We start from the raw sequence: 15,233 nt of genomic DNA, 5'->3' as shown, positions 1-15,233 counted from the left end.
GATTCGCTCTTGCCACCCACTACGCCCGCTCCAGGTGCCATCCGCCTTGAGGCTTCGCTGCCCGGCGCAGTGCCTGCTGTCGTCAGTCCGTTTTCCTTTGCCGGGCCTGTGGTCCGGGTTTTCCTGTCCTGTCCGGTTTCAGCCCACGGCCTGTCGGGCCTGGGTGAGCCGGGATCTATCACTGGAGTCCCCCATGAATAACAACAATGTCGGTGTCATCGGTCTTGGCGCCATGGGCCTGGGCATCGCCCGGTCGCTGCTGCGCAGTGGCTTCAAGGTGCATGCTTGCGACGTTCGTAGCGCGGTCACCGAGCAGTTCGCCAGCGAAGGCGGGGTGGCTTGTGCCTCGGCCGTGCAACTGGCTGCCGAATGCGAGGTGATCATCACCGTGGTGGTCAACGCCGAGCAGACTGAAAGTGTGTTGTTCGGCGAGGGCGGGGCCGTGTCGGCGCTGCGCCCCGGTAGCCTGGTGATTGGTTGCGCCACCGTGGCGCCGACCTACGCCGTGGAGTTGGGTCAGCGCCTGGGCGAGTTGGGCTTGCTGTACCTGGATGCGCCGATTTCCGGTGGCGCGGCCAAGGCTGCGGCCGGCGAGATGACCATGATGACCTCGGGCCCGGTGGCCGCTTATGCCAAGGCCGAGACCATCCTCAATGGCATGGCCGGCAAGGTCTATCGCCTGGGGGACGCCCATGGCCTGGGCTCCAAGGTCAAGATCATCAATCAACTGCTGGCCGGGGTGCACATTGCCGCGTCCGCCGAAGCCATGGCCCTGGGTTTGCGTGAAGGCGTGGACGCCGACGCCCTGTACGAGGTGATCACCCACAGCGCAGGCAACTCCTGGATGTTCGAGAACCGCGTGCCGCATATCCTCAAAGCGGATTACACGCCGCTGTCCGCCGTGGACATCTTCGTCAAGGACCTGGGTCTGGTACTGGATACCGCCCGGGCCAGCAAATTCCCCCTGCCGCTGTCGGCCACCGCGCACCAGATGTTCATGCAGGCTTCCAGTGCCGGTTTCGGTCGCGAGGACGATTCGGCGGTGATCAAGATCTTCCCAGGCATCGAGTTGCCTGTGGCCAAGCCTGATGCCGTTTGAGGAACTTGCGATGACTACTGCCAACTCGCGGCCCTTGCTGGGCTGCATCGCCGATGATTTCACCGGCGCCACAGATCTTGCCAACATGCTGGTGCGCGGCGGCATGCGCACGGTGCAGAGCATCGGTATTCCCAGCGCCGAAGTGGCGGCCGGCCTGGACGCCGACGCCGTGGTGATCGCCCTCAAGTCGCGGACCACGCCGGTTGCCGAGGCGATTGGCGAATCCCTGGCGGCACTGCAGTGGCTGCGCGAGCAGGGTTGCGAACAGATCTTCTTCAAATACTGCTCGACCTTCGATTCCACTGCGGCGGGCAACATCGGCCAGGTCAGCGAAGCACTGCTCAAGGCCCTGGGCAGCGACTTTACCCTGGCGTGCCCGGCGTTTCCGGAGAACGGCCGGACGATTTTCCGTGGCCACCTGTTTGTCCAGGACCAGTTGCTCAATGAGTCGGGCATGCAGCATCACCCGCTGACGCCCATGACCGACGCCAACCTGCTGCGGGTGCTGCAGGCGCAGACCAGGCTGCCAGTGGGCCTGTTGCGCTACGACGTGATTGCCCAGGGGGTGGACGCGGTGCGGACGAAGATCGCCGAACTGCGCGGGCAGGGGATCGGTATGGCGATTGCCGATGCGCTGTCTGACGCCGACCTCTATACCCTCGGCGCGGCCTGCGCCGACCTGCCGCTGCTGACCGGCGGTTCCGGACTGGCCCTGGGCCTGCCGGAGAACTTTCGTCGCGCCGGCAAGCTGCGTGACCTGGATGCCGCGAGCCTGCCAGCAGTGCCGGGTGGCGAAGTGGTGCTGGCCGGTAGCGCCTCATTGGCCACCAACGCCCAGGTCGATGCCTGGCTGGAGGCCGAGCGCCCGGCCTGGCGCATCGACCCTCTGGCTTTGGCCGCCGGTGAGCCGGTGGTGGATCAAGCCCTGGCGTTTGCCCGTAACCAGCAGGACACGGTACTGATCTACGCCACCAGCACCGCGGAAGAGGTCAAGGCGGTACAGCGCCAGCTCGGTGTCGAGCGTGCCGGTGCCCTGGTGGAGACGGCCTTGGGCGAGATCGCCCAGGGCCTGCGCGACAGCGGTGTGCGGCGCTTTGTGGTGGCTGGCGGCGAAACTTCCGGTGCGGTGGTCAAGGCCCTGGGGGTGCAGTTGTTGCAGATCGGTGCGCAAATCGACCCAGGGGTTCCGGCGACGGTCAGCAGTGGCGGCGAGCCCCTGGCCCTGGCGTTGAAGTCCGGCAACTTTGGCGGCCGCGAGTTCTTCAGCAAGGCATTGGGCCAACTGGCCGGAGGTCAGTCATGAGCAAGGAAAATGCACTGCGCGAGGAAATCTGTGACGTCGGCCGCAGCCTCTATCAACGCGGCTACACCGTGGGCAGTGCCGGCAATATCAGCGCCCGGCTCGACGATGGCTGGCTGATCACTCCCACCGACGTCTGCCTCGGGCGCCTGGACCCGGCGACCATCGCCAAGGTCAATCTGGCCGGGGAGTGGGTCAGCGGCGACAAGCCGTCCAAGACTCTGGCCCTGCATCGCCAGGTGTATGACCGCAATCCGCAGGTGGGCGGGGTGGTGCATACCCATTCCACTCATCTGGTGGCACTGACCCTGGCTGGGGTCTGGAGCAATGACGACATCCTGCCCCCGCTGACTCCGTACCAGGTGATGAAGGTCGGGCACATCCCGCTGATCGGCTACCAGCGCCCGGGTTCGCCCAAGGTCGCCGAGCAGGTCGCGCAACTGGCCAACCAGGTGCGCGGGGTGATGCTCGAACGCCTGGGGCCGGTGATCTGGGAGAGCAGCGTGTCCAAGGCCAGCTACGCCCTGGAAGAGCTGGAGGAAACGGCACGCCTGTGGCTGCTGAGCCAGCCGCGTCCGGCCCCCCTGGAACAACGTGCCCTGGACGAACTGCGAGATACGTTCGGCGCTGCCTGGTAGCGCCCGGTCCCTGACAACGCTTCACCCAAGCCTGCCCTCGGGAGCTGCCAATGGCCGCTCGTGGGGAGCGGCTTGCTGCTGGAAAACAATAACAACAGGACTTCCCGAGATGAATGATTGCACGCGTTTTACGGGTTCCAGTACTCCCTGCCATTCCCCCCTTCACCGTTGTGGAGGGGTGGCGCCATGAGCCCGCTGATGTTGATGGTCACTGCCGGGGCCGGCATCGCCCTGTTGCTGTTCCTGGTGCTCAAGTACAAGTTCCAGCCCTTTGTCGCCCTGATGCTGGTGAGCATCCTGGTGGCCCTGGTGGCCGGGGTGAAACCGGCTGACCTGGTGGCCACCATCGAAGGCGGCATGGGCAAGACCCTTGGCCACATCGCCATCATCATCGCCCTGGGGGCGATGATCGGCCGCATCATCGAGCTCTCCGGCGGTGCCGAGGCTTTGGCCAAGACCCTGATCGAGCGCTTCGGCAACCGCCGCACGCCCCTGGCCCTGACCGTCGCCGGCTTCATCATCGGCGTACCGGTGTTCTTCGAGGTTGGGGTCATCATCCTCATGCCCCTGGCCTACGGCGTGGCCCGCAGTGCGCGCAAGCCGCTGCTGGTGTTCGCCTTGCCGATGTGCGCCGCGCTGCTCACGGTGCACGCCTTCCTGCCGCCCCATCCGGGGGCCGTGGCAGCGTCCAGTCAGTTGGGGGCGGACCTGGGGCGAGTGCTGATGTTCGGCCTGCCGCTCACCGCATTCCTGTGTTACGTCGGCTATCGCGTGGCGGCCCGCATGACGCGGCGCGACTACCCGATGACTGACGATATCCGTGCCGAAGTCTATGGCCCGCACGTCACCAATGAGGATCTGGCAGCCTGGAACAAAGGGACCGAACTGCCCAGCGCGCAAGCCGTTGCCGCCGTCGCCCACATGGGCCTGGAAGAGTCCACCGGCAGCCTCGTGGCGAAACTGCCGCCGGCGCCGCCACCGGGTTTCGGCCTGATCGTCAGCCTGATCCTGCTGCCCATTGTGCTGATCCTGCTGGGCACCCTGGCCACCTCCCTGCTACCACTGGAGTCCACCTTGCGCGGGGTGCTGACGGTGCTCGGCGCGCCGCTGGTGGCACTGCTGCTGGACACCTTGCTCTGTGCCTGGCTGCTGGGCACACGTCGGGGCTGGAGCCGCAGCCAGGTGTCCGAGGTGATCGGCTCGGCGTTGCCCGGGGTGGCCATGGTGATCCTGATCGCCGGGGCCGGCGGGGTGTTCGGCAAGGTGCTGGTGGACACCGGGATCGGTGCCGTGGTGTCCGACATGCTGCGCACCACCGGCCTGCCGGTGCTGGCCCTGGGCTTTTTGCTGACCCTGTTGCTGCGTGCGGTGCAGGGCTCCACCACTGTGGCCCTGGTAACCACGGCGGGGATCATCGCCCCGCTGATCGCCACCCTGAACCTGAGCCCCAACCACATGGCCCTGCTGTGCCTGGCCATGGGCGGTGGCGGGCTGGCCATGTCGCATATCAACGATGCCGGGTACTGGATTTTCACCAAGCTGGCCGGGCTCAATGTGGCGGATGGCCTGCGCACCTGGACCGTCATCACCACTTTGCTTGGCACCTTGGGGTTCTGTATTACCCTGCTGATCTGGCCATTTGTCTGACCCTTGGTCCTTAGGAGTTAACATGCCTCGTTTTGCTGCCAACCTCAGCATGCTCTACCCGGAACATGCCTTTCTCGATCGTTTCGCTGCTGCCGCGGCCGACGGTTTCACTGCGGTGGAGTACCTGTTTCCCTACGACTACAGCCCTCAGGAACTGAAGCAGCGCCTGGATGATCACGGCCTGCAGCAGGCGCTGTTCAACGCGCCACCTGGTGACTGGGCGGCGGGGGAGCGGGGCATCGTCTCCCTGCCCGGACGCGAGCAGGAGTTCCGCCAGGGGTTCGACAAGGCCCTGGAATACGCCGCAGTGCTGGGCAACTCGCGGATTCACGTGATGGCCGGCCTGCTGCCCTCGGAAAGCGACCGTGCCCGCCATCACGGGGTGTACCTGGAGAACCTGGCCCATGCCACGGCCCAGGCGGCCAAGGCGGGTATCACCGTACTGCTGGAGCCGATCAACACCCGGGACATGCCGGGATTCTTCCTCAATCGCCAGGACCAGGCCCAGGCCATCTGCAAGGAAGTCGGCGCGGCCAACCTCAAGGTGCAGTTCGACTGCTATCACTGCCAGATCGTCGAAGGCGACCTGGCGGTGAAACTGCGCCGCGACCTGGCCGGGATCGGTCATGTCCAGATCGCCGGGGTGCCGGATCGTCACGAGCCGGACCTCGGCGAGCTGAATTATCCCTACCTGTTCCAGCTGCTGGACGAGCTCGGCTATGACGGCTGGGTCGGCTGCGAATACCGCCCTCGTGGCGACACCTCCGCCGGCCTGCAATGGCTGCGGGACTGGCAGGCGCGCTAGGCGCTCGCTGCCCCCTGGCGCACGGCGCGCCAAGGGGCCTCTGCGATAACAACAAGCACAGGAGTTTCCCCATGCAGCGTTTTGTCTGCCGGGCCGCGCTCGGCCTGATTTTGTCCCTGGGCGGTGTTTCCCTGGCCACGGCGGCCAGCCTGCCGACGGCCATCCAAGGCGCTTGGATCGCCCCGCAGTTCACCTTCCACAACGGTGAACAGCTGGCCAACCTGAAACTGCACTACATCACCCTGGGGGACCCGAAGAACCCGGCGGTCCTCTACCTGCACGGCACCTATCGGCCGGCCAGCGACTTGCTGAGCAAAGATTTTGGCGGTGAGTTGTTTGGCCCGGGGCAAGCCCTGGACGCGAGCAAGTACTACATCATTGCCACCGACGGCATCGGCGTCGGCCAGTCGAGCAAGCCCTCGGACGGCTTGCGCGCGCGGTTTCCCCAGTACAACTACGACGACATGGTCCAGGCCCAGTATCGGCTGGTGACCGAAGGCCTGGGGGTCAAGCACTTGCGGCTGATCATCGGCAATTCCATGGGTGGCATGCAGACCTGGCTCTGGGGCCAGAAATGGCCGCAGATGATGGACGCCCTGGTGCCGATGGCCTCCCAGCCCGGGGAGATGTCCTCGCGCAACTGGATGATGCGCCGCCTGCTGGTTGAGTCGATCAAGCAGGACCCGGCCTGGGACCAGGGCAACTACCGGCAACAGCCGCCGTCCCTGCGCCTGGCCAACGCGCTGTTCGCCACCGGCACCAGTGGCGGCACCCTGGCCTATCAGGCCCTGGCACCGACCCGGGCCCAGGCCGATCAACTGGTGGAGGAGCGCCTCAAGGCCAGTCAGAGCGCCGATGCCAATGACTTCATCTACCAGTGGCAGTCTTCGGCGGACTACAACGCCGCGCCAGGGTTGAGCAAGATCCAGGCGCCGGTGCTGGTGATCAATGCCGCGGACGATGAGCGCAACCCACCGGAAACTGGAACCCTGCAAGCGGCGCTGAAACAGGTGAAAAATGCCCGCCTGCTGCTGATTCCCGCCAGTGCCGAAACCCGTGGCCATGGCACCACCGGCATGGCCCGGTTCTACGCTCGTGAGCTGGGGCAGTTCATGGCCGAAACCGAACAGCCCCGCTAAGGGCTCATGCGGCGCACTCTGGGGGGCGAGGGTGGGGGCCAGTGCTGACTCAGGGCTGTGCTGGCAGGAGCAATTCCACCCCGTGCTTGCGGATCCCGTCCGCCGCTGCGGGGGCGAGGGCCGCGTCGCTGATGATGATGTCGAACTGCTCCAGTTCAGCGATCTTGTACATGCTGAAGGTGCCGTACTTGGAGCTGCTGGCCACCAGCACCACCTGGGTCGCCGACTGCATCGCCACCTGCTTGACTTCGACCTTCAACGCCGACGGCGTGGTGATGCCCCGGCGCAGGTCCCAGGAGCTGGTGGAGATAAAGGCCACGTCGGTCACCACCTGGCGCAGGGTGGCCACCGCCAGCCCGCCGACACAGGAGTGGTTGGAGTGGTCCAACTGCCCGCCGGTATGGATCACCGTCACCTGGGGCGCATCCATCAAGGCCTGGGCCACGCCGAAATCGTTGGTCACCACGGTCATTCCCGAGAGCGCCTTGATGTAGGGCACGATCTCCAGGGTGCTGGTGCCGGCATCCAGGTACACCGTCATGTCCGCATGCAGCAGGCTCGCCGCGAGCTTGGCCATGGCCTGCTTCTGCGGCAGTTCCACCACCGCCTTGGACTGATGGCTGGGCTCGCTGTGCAACTGGCTGACGATGCGCACGCCGCCTGTGACCGAATAGGCCCGGCCTTCCTGTTCCAACAGGGCGATATCGCGGCGCACGGTCATGTGCGAGCAGTCGAACATCTCCATCAACTGATGCACGCTGAGCACCTGATGCTTGCGCAACTGGCGCAGGATCTGCTCGCGGCGCTGCTCGGGAATCATCGGCGCGCCGCTGTCGCTGGCAAGGTCCTTGGGAGTAGGCATTGAAGCTCCGAAGCAGGGCTGCAGATGAGGGAAAAGAGCGGCATATAGTAGCGAATCCGTGCAGTGTAGAGGAGACTGGAATGCCTTTGGGGCGCAGGTTCGATAGCTGCTGGTTGGCCCAGGGGGTTACCCTGGCCATCCGCAGATCCACATTGAGTAAAGGTTCTATCCGCGATGAGCGACGACGAAGGGTTTTTCCAGGGCCGTCTCACCCTCAATACTGCCTGGCGAGAAATGCGCATGAGCCATTGGATCGCTAGCCCCAGGCTGGTGGAGTGCGGCAGCGGCAGGGTGCTGCTGGATCTGCACGGTAGCCTGTGGGACCTGCTGTCGAGCCACGAGTCGGCCGACGCATTGGACCTGTCGTTGCGGCGCTACCCGGGCGATCAGGGCGCCTTGACCTTGCGCATCAAGGCGGCGGATTTCAGCCTGTGGCTCGGTTCGCATCCGCTTGCGCCGGCGGACGTGGAAGTGGCCCTGGATGCGGCACTGCAAGCAACACCGGTTTAGCTGCCCGCGCGGTCTGTGAGCAGGCCCAGCACAGGGGGGACGCTCAGGTTTGCCGCTCATGCAATTGCGCGTAGGCCTCGGCCTCCAGCTCACCGCTGCCAGTGAGCGCCTGGCCTGCTTCGTTATAGAGAGCAAAGTCATGTTGCTGGCCGCCGATGCTCGCCGCGCCATCCAGGCCCAGCAACAAAGTGTAGAGCTGGTCGGTCAAGGCGCAGTCGAGTAACTCTACGACCTGGGCCTGCTGGTCGGCAGGCAGCGCCAGGGCGTGCAGGCGAGCAGCGGCGCTGGAGGAGGGGGACTCCTGCAGGCTGTTCAGGTAATGCTGTTTTTCCGCAATCCAACTGGCCACCAGCGTCTTGGCATCCATCGGGGTTACTCCTGTATGGGGTGGATCTTGGCCTGGTCGATATGCCAGCGCTGCTTGATTTGCAGCAGGCTGCCATCGCGTTTCATTGCATCCAGGGCCTGTTGCCAGCGGGCCACCCGGGCAGCGTCGACCTTGGGCGAGAAGGCGATATAGGCATCCTGGTGCATCAGCGGTATCTGGTAACGCAACTGGTCGACGTGCAGGCCCTGTTCGGCGGCGAAGGTGCCCACGCTCATGGTGTCGGCCACCACGTATTGCACGCGGCCGACCTGCAGCAGGCGCATCATGATTTCCGGGCTGTCGACGCCCCACAGGTTGTCCAGCCCCTGTTGCTTGAGGTAGCTGTAGACCAGCCATTTGCGCGGCACGGCGATCTGCCCCCGGGTCTGGCGCACATCAGTCACCGTTGCACTGTCGCTGCTGCGGGCGTAGAGCGCGGTCTCGGTCTGCATCAGCGGGCCTACCCACTGATAACTGGACTCGCGCTCGGCGGTGCGCAGTATGGTAAACACCGCCGTGTCGGCGGCTTCGCTGGCATCGCGCAGGGCGCGCAACATTGGTCGTTGCTGCACCCGGATCTGATCGCCGCTGCGTTGTGCCAACGCCTCGACCACATCGACGCCGAAACCCACCATTCGCTCACCCTGCTGGAAGTGCAGCGGCGGATGGTTATCGGTCAACATGCGCAGTTCCGCCGCGTTGGCCGCGAGGCTCAACAGGGCCAACATTCCACCCAGAACCCAGTTCATCGCGCACCTTGAAAATACAAAGGAGCAGAGCTTAGTACGGCAGTGCCAGAGCCGTCGCGGAAAAATTACCGGTATCACCAGACGAGAGAAAGGGCCTGCTGTTGCAGGCAGTTTTTTTCATCAATGCTGTGAACCGAGAAAGGCCTGCGGGTATTCTTGCGCGGCCTTTTCAGAATGGAATCGACCCATGTTTTTACCCCTCATCCGCTCATGGCCGGCCTGCGGGCTGTTGTTCGTTGCCCTGGCCTGTTCCCAGGGGCTCCAGGCCAGCAGTTTCGACTGCAAAAAAGCCGCCAGCACCAGTGAGAAGGCGATCTGTGCCGACTCTTACACCGCCGGTTTGGACAGCCGCCTGGGTGCAGCCTGGGCGACGACCCTGGCCAAGGCGACAGACCCCAAGGCGCTGCGCTTCGATCAGCGGCAGTGGCTCAAGCGGCGCGACCAGTGCGCGGCCGAGCTGGCCTGTCTGCGGGGCACCTACCTGAGCCGTTTGACCGAGCTGCGCTACATGAATGTGCCGTTCAATTGGCAGGGCACTTGGCAGCGGGTGTCCAACAGTCCGTTTTATGCCGGTGAACTGGTGATCCGGCACGTGGGGGCGGATCGCCTGGCCTTCGATCTATCCGCCATGGGCGGCGCCAACTCCGGTGTGCTGCAGGGCAAGGCGCGAATCAAGGGGGGCGAGGCAATGTACGCGGTCGAAGGTTGCAGCCTGCGCTTCAGTGCGCGCAACGGCCTGCTGGAGGTCATGCAGGATGGCGAATCCTTCGCCTGTGGCGCCGGCAGCGGGGTCCGTTACGACGGCACCTACGTCGCTTCCAGGCAGCCACTGAAGTCGGAGTACTCGCTGCTGACCCTGGCCCTGGTCCACAGCGAAGAGGAAGACCGGCAAGCCCGGCAACTGCTTAAGGAGGACTACCAGACCTTGCTCGACAGCGGCTCGGTGTTCATGGCGCAAAGCTCTGCCGAGCTGCCGGGCGCCGAGGTCACCGAAATGTGGCTACGAGGGCTGGCCACCACCAATGCAGCGGTGGTAGTCCGCGGTGCCCAGGGGCAGCTGTGGGTGGCGCTGCTGAAGCCGGTGGGGCCGGCGGATGAGGTGCGGGTGCGCTACTACACCACGGTCCCGGAGTGGAAGGAAAGCCTGCCGGATGCGGTGCAGAACTGGTACGAGGAACGCACCAAGGGCAAGCGCCTGGCGCTGGACATGATGCCTTGAGGCTTGATCTTGAATTCTCGGCGCGGCCAATGGCACGGGCGAAATCACCAAAATTTCGCTGTACTGACGCGCAACAGCGCGGGTGCAACTGCTAGAGTCTCGCCCCTGGCAATGCGCGACGCCGACTTTTGCGCCAGGGGCGACACTTCGGGCGCTGGCAGACGCGAGCCTTGCCGGGCAAATTCGTCGGGTTGGTGACGCGAAGCCATGGCGAGCGTCTACGACTTAGCAAGTGACACTGCCGCCGCCGTTATCGGCGCCTGGCACATTGAAATTGGGAGAATTTGTATGGTCATCAAACCCCGCGTTCGCGGCTTTATCTGTGTGACGACCCACCCGGTGGGTTGCGAAGCCAACGTCAAGCAGCAGATCGATTACGTCACCCAGCAGGGCGCCATCGACGCAGGGCCGAAGAACGTACTGGTCCTCGGCGCATCCACCGGCTACGGCCTGGCGGCACGCATCACCGCCGCCTTCGGTTGCGGCGCCAACACCCTCGGGGTGTTCTTCGAGCGCGGCAGCGCTGACGGCAAGCTGGGCACCGCCGGCTGGTACAACACCGCGGCGTTCCACAAGTTCGCCGAAGAAAAAGGCCTGTACGCCAAGAGCATCAATGGCGACGCCTTCTCCGACGCGGTCAAGGCCGAGACCATCGAGACCATCAAGCGCGACCTGGGCAAGATCGACCTGGTGGTCTACAGCCTGGCCGCCCCGCGCCGCACCCACCCCAAGACCGGTGAAGTGCTGAGCTCGACCCTCAAGCCCCTGGGCAAGTCCGTGACCCTGCGCGGTGTCGACACCGACAAGGAAATCGTCAAGGAAACCACCCTGCAGCCGGCGACCCAGGAAGAGATCGACGGCACCGTGGCGGTGATGGGCGGCGAAGACTGGCAGATGTGGATCGACGCGCTGCACGAAGCCGGGGTTCTGGCTGAAGGCGCGAAAACCACCGCCTTTACCTACCTGGGCGAGAAGCTGACCCACGACATCTACTGGAACGGTTCGATTGGCGAAGCCAAGAAAGACCTGGACCACAAAGTCATCGGCATGCGCCAGCAACTGGCCGACCTGGGTGGCGACGCTAGGGTGTCGGTACTCAAGGCCGTGGTGACCCAGGCCAGCTCGGCAATCCCGATCATGCCGCTGTACCTGTCGCTGCTGTTCAAGGTGATGAAAGAGCAGGGCAGCCACGAAGGTTGCATCGAACAGGTCTACGGCTTGTACAAGAACAGCCTGTACGCCGAGACGCCAGTGATCGACCAGGAAGGCCGCCTGCGCGCCGACTACAAAGAGCTGGAACCGCAGGTCCAGGACCGGGTGAAAGCCCTGTGGGACCAGGTCACCAGCGAGAACCTCTACGAAATGACCGATTTCGTCGGTTACAAGCAAGAGTTCCTGCGCTTGTTCGGTTTCGAGATCCCGGGCGTCGACTACGAAGCCGACGTCGATCCGGACGTGAAGATCAGCAACCTGATCCAGCTGTAAGCTGCGTGTAGCATCAGCCAGCGCCCCTCCTCGTGAGGGGCGCTGTCGTTTGCGCCCACATATTCCCTGTAGGAGCCGGCTTGCCGGCGAAGGGGGCTGCACGTCTTGTGCTGGTCTTGGAGCCGCCTTCGCTGGCGAGCCAGCTCCTACACAAGCCAGCGCCTACGCGAGCGATTCCTGCAGGCGCGGGCAATTGCGCAAGATCGTTCAAGCCAGGGGCGCCGGCAGATGGCACAGTCAGCGTCCGTTATTTGTGTGCAGGGTTCTATGTCCAGCGTTCTCTTACCCCGTGCCGCCTTTGTTCGTGGCGCCATTGCCATCGTGCCGTTGTCCCTGGCCACCGCGCCCTGGGGGCTGCTGGCAGGCTCCATGGCCATTGAGGCCAATCTCACCCCGCTGCAAGGCCAGGGGCTGTCGAGCATTGTCTTCGCCGGTGCCGCGCAACTGGTGGCCATCGGCATGCTCAAGGGCGGGGCGGGGGTCTTCTCGATCCTGCTGACCACCTTGCTGCTGACCTCCCAGCACTTGCTCTACGGCATGAGCCTGCGCTCGGTGATTTCGCCGTTGCCCGGCCGCTGGCGGGTGGGCCTGGGCTTTCTGCTCACCGATGAGCTGTTTGCCCTGACCAGTGCCCATGACCAGCAGCAGTTCAACCGCTGGTACGCCCTAGGCGTGGGCCTGACCTTCTATGTGGCGTGGAACCTCTTCACCCTGCTGGGCATCGTCCTGGGCAAGAGCATTCCAGGGTTGGAGCACCTGGGGTTGGACTTCTCCATTGCCGCCACCTTCATCGCCCTGATTACGCCGCTGGTACGCAATGTGCCGACGGTGGTCTGTGTCGCGGTGTCGCTGTTCTGTTCGGTGCTGTTCAGTTATTGGCACTGGGGCTCGGCCCTGGTATTGGCCGGCCTGGCGGGCATGACTGCGGGCTTTGTCTGCAACAAGTTGTATCGGGGGCGCACATGATGGTCTGGGCAGTTATCTTCGGCATGGGCCTGTTGGTGTTTCTCAATCGCTATGTCTTTCTCGAGCCGCGCCTGCCACTGCGCCTGAGCAGCAATGCGCGGCAGTTCCTCGGTTTCGCGGTGCCGGGAATGCTCACGGCAATCTGCGGGCCCATCGTGTTCATGCCCGAGCATCAGTTGAACCTGGGGTGGGACAATCCCTACCTGTTGAGCTCCCTGGTGGCGATTGCGCTGGTGATCTACACGCGCAATACCCTGGTCAGCATGTTGCTGAGCATGGGTTTCTTTTTCCTTCTGCGCTGGTGGCTGTGAGGGGCGATTGAGGTAGCCTGTGCCGCCTTAGGCTGAGGCCTTTTTTTCAACTGCAATGGATGCTTTGGATGAGCGACTTTCCCCACGATATTGACCTGGATGCATTCTGGGACCAGGGCTCCAGCAGAAAGATCAACCAGCCGCCGCCCAGCGATCAACTGATCGCCGAACTGCAACAGCAGTTGGGCTACCGCTTGCCGGCGTCCTATGTGGCCTTCATGCGCCGCTACAACGGCGGCCGTCCGCGGCTGACCTGCTTCCCGGTGGACCAGGGCACTTCCTGGGCGCAAGACCATTGTGCGATCGACAGTTTCCTGTGCATTGGCAGCGACTCGCACTACTCCCTGGGGGGTGGGCTCGGCAGTCGTTTCATGATCGAGGAATGGGGCTATCCGGACCTTGGGGTGTACATCTGCGATTGCCCGTCCGCCGGGCACGACATGATTGCCCTGGACTACCGCGAATGCGGCCCCGAGGGTGAGCCGCAGGTGGTGCATGTGGACCAGGAGAGCGACTATGAGGTGACTTTCCTGGCCTCGAGTTTCGAGGCGTTTGTCCGCGGCTTGGTGTCGTGGGAGGTGTATGACAACGCGGAGCAGGATTACCTCGACGACCTGGACAAGGTCGTCAACGCTGGGTTTTCGCCGTTGCTGGGCGAGCTGATCGAGCACTTCCAGCAGGTCCCTGACATCGCTGCACTGATCCGCGAGATTGCCTTGCGGATTGTCGAGGACAAGCGCTACTTCGCCCTGCACGCCGACCCGTTGTCGCAGCTGTTGTACGATCTGCAGTTCTGGCTGTATCAGAATCGCCACCCGGTGGCGGATAAATCACAGTACCTGCTGGCCTACCAGCACATGATTGCCTTCGGCAACGGCTTCGGTACCGGCGGCTACGCGCCGCGCTTCATCGAGGACTGGTTCCGCGATCGGCTGGGCGCCGGGCAGATACGCCAGAGCGCTGGCGGCCTGGTCTTGAGCGAAGACTATCGCGGCCAGTTGCTCAAGCAGTTGGCCGCGTTGCGCGAAGAACAGCCTCAGCCCCAGGAGCACCCATGAGCCACGAGTCGGTCCGTATCACTGGCGAACAAACCCTGTCTGACAACTGGTATGTGCTGAAGAAGTACAGCTTCGAGTTGCGTCGTCGCGACGGTAGCTGGCAGGCCCAGGCCCGTGAGGTCTACGACCGGGGCAATGGCGCGACGATCCTGTTGTACAACCTCGAGCTGCGCACGGTACTGCTGACCCGGCAGTTCCGCATGCCGGCCTTCGTCAATGGCCACAGCGGCTACCTGATCGAAACCGCCGCCGGCCTGCTGGACAACGCCAGTCCGGAAGTCCGCATTCGCCAGGAGGCGGAGGAGGAGACAGGTTATCGGGTAGGGGAGGTGCAGAAGGTCTTCGACGCCTTCATGAGCCCGGGCTCGGTGACCGAGCGGGTGCATTTCTTCATTGGCCGCTACCAGGCCGGGGACCGCATCAGCGACGGCGGCGGCCTGGAGCATGAGGGCGAGGACATCGAGGTCCTGGAACTGGACATCGACCAGGCCCTGGGCATGATCAAGAGCGGGGAGATCGCCGATGGCAAGACCATCATGCTCCTGCAATACCTGCAGCTGCATGTGCTCAAGCCTCGCAGCCTGATGGTGCTGGTGGCCGGGCCTTATCGTTCCGGTACGGATGACGATCCGGCGTTGCTGGCACGCAATGTCGAAGCCATGGAGCAGTGTGCCGCGCAGGTCCTGGCGGCCGGGCATTTCCCGGTGCTGGGGGAGTGGGTGGCGTTGCCGATGACCCGCCTGGCGGGCTCCCGGGCCGTGGGTGACGCGGTGTACAACGCGCAGTTTCACGCCTATGCCGAACGCCTGCTGGAGCGCTGTGACGCGGTGCTGCGCATCGGTGGGGCCTCGGCAGGCTCCGATGCCATGGTGCGCATCGCCCAGGGGCTGGGCCTGGGTATCTATCATCAGGTGGAGCAACTGCCTGTGCTGACTCCGGTCGCGCTCCGCGCCTGATCAACCCGCGCTGCTGAGCGGACTGTTGGCGGCCTCATTCGCCGCCGGCAGTCCCGGCCTGCTCCAACGTCTCTCCAGTGCCACCCCGGCCCCGGGCTTTTCTTCGAGCCTGGCGGAAAAAT

General features: G+C 64.2%; 16 protein-coding genes. 13 read left to right on the top strand and 3 right to left on the bottom strand.

What is annotated here, in order from left to right; translation table 11 throughout:
• Positions 1–163: 163 nt before the first annotated feature.
• The 6 genes from ltnD (at position 164) to GV818_RS23950 (ending at position 6,628) form a co-directional block, all read left to right on the top strand.
• On the top strand, positions 164–1,099 hold the full coding sequence (gene ltnD, locus GV818_RS23975) for an L-threonate dehydrogenase (protein ID WP_372242120.1): 936 nt from the start codon (positions 164–166) through the stop codon (positions 1,097–1,099).
• Positions 1,100–1,109: 10 nt separating this feature from the next.
• Entirely contained in the window at positions 1,110–2,402 is a 1,293-nt protein-coding gene (gene otnK, locus GV818_RS23970; protein WP_161777717.1) for a 3-oxo-tetronate kinase, read from the top strand.
• Entirely contained in the window at positions 2,399–3,037 is a 639-nt protein-coding gene (locus GV818_RS23965) for an aldolase (protein WP_161756235.1), read from the top strand. Before otnK ends, GV818_RS23965 begins: the two co-directional genes overlap by 4 nt.
• A 186-nt stretch (positions 3,038–3,223) precedes the next feature.
• Positions 3,224–4,684 carry an SLC13 family permease gene (locus GV818_RS23960; RefSeq protein WP_161756236.1) on the top strand — a complete coding sequence of 487 codons (1,461 nt, stop codon included), beginning with the start codon at positions 3,224–3,226 and terminating at the stop codon, positions 4,682–4,684.
• A gap of 22 nt (positions 4,685–4,706) precedes the next feature.
• A complete protein-coding gene (otnI, locus tag GV818_RS23955; RefSeq protein WP_161756237.1) occupies positions 4,707–5,489 on the top strand; it encodes a 2-oxo-tetronate isomerase in 783 nt (260 codons plus the stop codon).
• 71 nt (positions 5,490–5,560) lie between these two features.
• Positions 5,561–6,628 (top strand): alpha/beta fold hydrolase, encoded by a 1,068-nt coding sequence (locus tag GV818_RS23950; RefSeq protein ID WP_161777716.1) that lies wholly within the window; start codon positions 5,561–5,563, stop codon positions 6,626–6,628.
• 49 nt (positions 6,629–6,677) lie between these two features.
• Here the strand turns inward: GV818_RS23950 and GV818_RS23945 are convergent, their stop codons facing one another.
• A complete protein-coding gene (locus GV818_RS23945) occupies positions 6,678–7,490 on the bottom strand; it encodes a DeoR/GlpR family DNA-binding transcription regulator (RefSeq protein WP_161777715.1) in 813 nt (270 codons plus the stop codon).
• A 174-nt stretch (positions 7,491–7,664) separates the two neighbouring features.
• Here GV818_RS23945 and GV818_RS23940 point away from each other — a divergent pair, with 174 nt between their 5' ends.
• Positions 7,665–8,000 (top strand): hypothetical protein, encoded by a 336-nt coding sequence (locus GV818_RS23940; protein WP_161756240.1) that lies wholly within the window; start codon positions 7,665–7,667, stop codon positions 7,998–8,000.
• 43 nt (positions 8,001–8,043) lie between these two features.
• Here GV818_RS23940 and GV818_RS23935 read toward each other — a convergent pair whose 3' ends face one another.
• Both GV818_RS23935 and GV818_RS23930 read right to left on the bottom strand, forming a co-directional pair.
• Complete coding sequence (locus tag GV818_RS23935) at positions 8,044–8,367, bottom strand: hypothetical protein (protein WP_161756241.1); 324 nt, start codon at positions 8,365–8,367, stop codon at positions 8,044–8,046.
• A 5-nt stretch (positions 8,368–8,372) separates the two neighbouring features.
• Positions 8,373–9,116 carry a substrate-binding periplasmic protein gene (locus GV818_RS23930; protein ID WP_161756242.1) on the bottom strand — a complete coding sequence of 248 codons (744 nt, stop codon included), beginning with the start codon at positions 9,114–9,116 and terminating at the stop codon, positions 8,373–8,375.
• Between the two features lie 187 nt (positions 9,117–9,303).
• Between GV818_RS23930 and GV818_RS23925 the strand changes: the two genes are divergently transcribed.
• From GV818_RS23925 to nudK, 6 genes are all read left to right on the top strand, one after another.
• The gene (locus GV818_RS23925) at positions 9,304–10,335 is read left to right on the top strand and encodes a lysozyme inhibitor LprI family protein (RefSeq protein ID WP_161777714.1); all 1,032 of its coding nucleotides are present in this window, start codon (positions 9,304–9,306) and stop codon (positions 10,333–10,335) included.
• Positions 10,336–10,623: 288 nt separating this feature from the next.
• The gene (gene fabV, locus GV818_RS23920) at positions 10,624–11,820 is read left to right on the top strand and encodes an enoyl-ACP reductase FabV (protein WP_161756244.1); all 1,197 of its coding nucleotides are present in this window, start codon (positions 10,624–10,626) and stop codon (positions 11,818–11,820) included.
• Between the two features lie 267 nt (positions 11,821–12,087).
• Positions 12,088–12,786: an AzlC family ABC transporter permease gene (locus tag GV818_RS23915; RefSeq protein ID WP_161756245.1), complete on the top strand. Its 699-nt coding sequence runs from the start codon at positions 12,088–12,090 to the stop codon at positions 12,784–12,786.
• Complete coding sequence (locus GV818_RS23910; RefSeq protein ID WP_178125091.1) at positions 12,786–13,097, top strand: AzlD domain-containing protein; 312 nt, start codon at positions 12,786–12,788, stop codon at positions 13,095–13,097. The genes GV818_RS23915 and GV818_RS23910 overlap by 1 nt, the downstream gene beginning before the upstream one ends.
• A 68-nt stretch (positions 13,098–13,165) precedes the next feature.
• A complete protein-coding gene (locus GV818_RS23905) occupies positions 13,166–14,155 on the top strand; it encodes an SMI1/KNR4 family protein (RefSeq protein WP_161777713.1) in 990 nt (329 codons plus the stop codon).
• On the top strand, positions 14,152–15,111 hold the full coding sequence (nudK, locus tag GV818_RS23900; protein ID WP_161777712.1) for a GDP-mannose pyrophosphatase NudK: 960 nt from the start codon (positions 14,152–14,154) through the stop codon (positions 15,109–15,111). Before GV818_RS23905 ends, nudK begins: the two co-directional genes overlap by 4 nt.
• The last annotated feature ends 122 nt before the right edge of the window (positions 15,112–15,233 follow it).

It is taken from the genome of Pseudomonas sp. Fl4BN1, assembly GCF_009908285.1.
GTDB lineage: Bacteria > Pseudomonadota > Gammaproteobacteria > Pseudomonadales > Pseudomonadaceae > Aquipseudomonas.
This window is presented reverse-complemented; position numbering and strand designations above follow the sequence as displayed.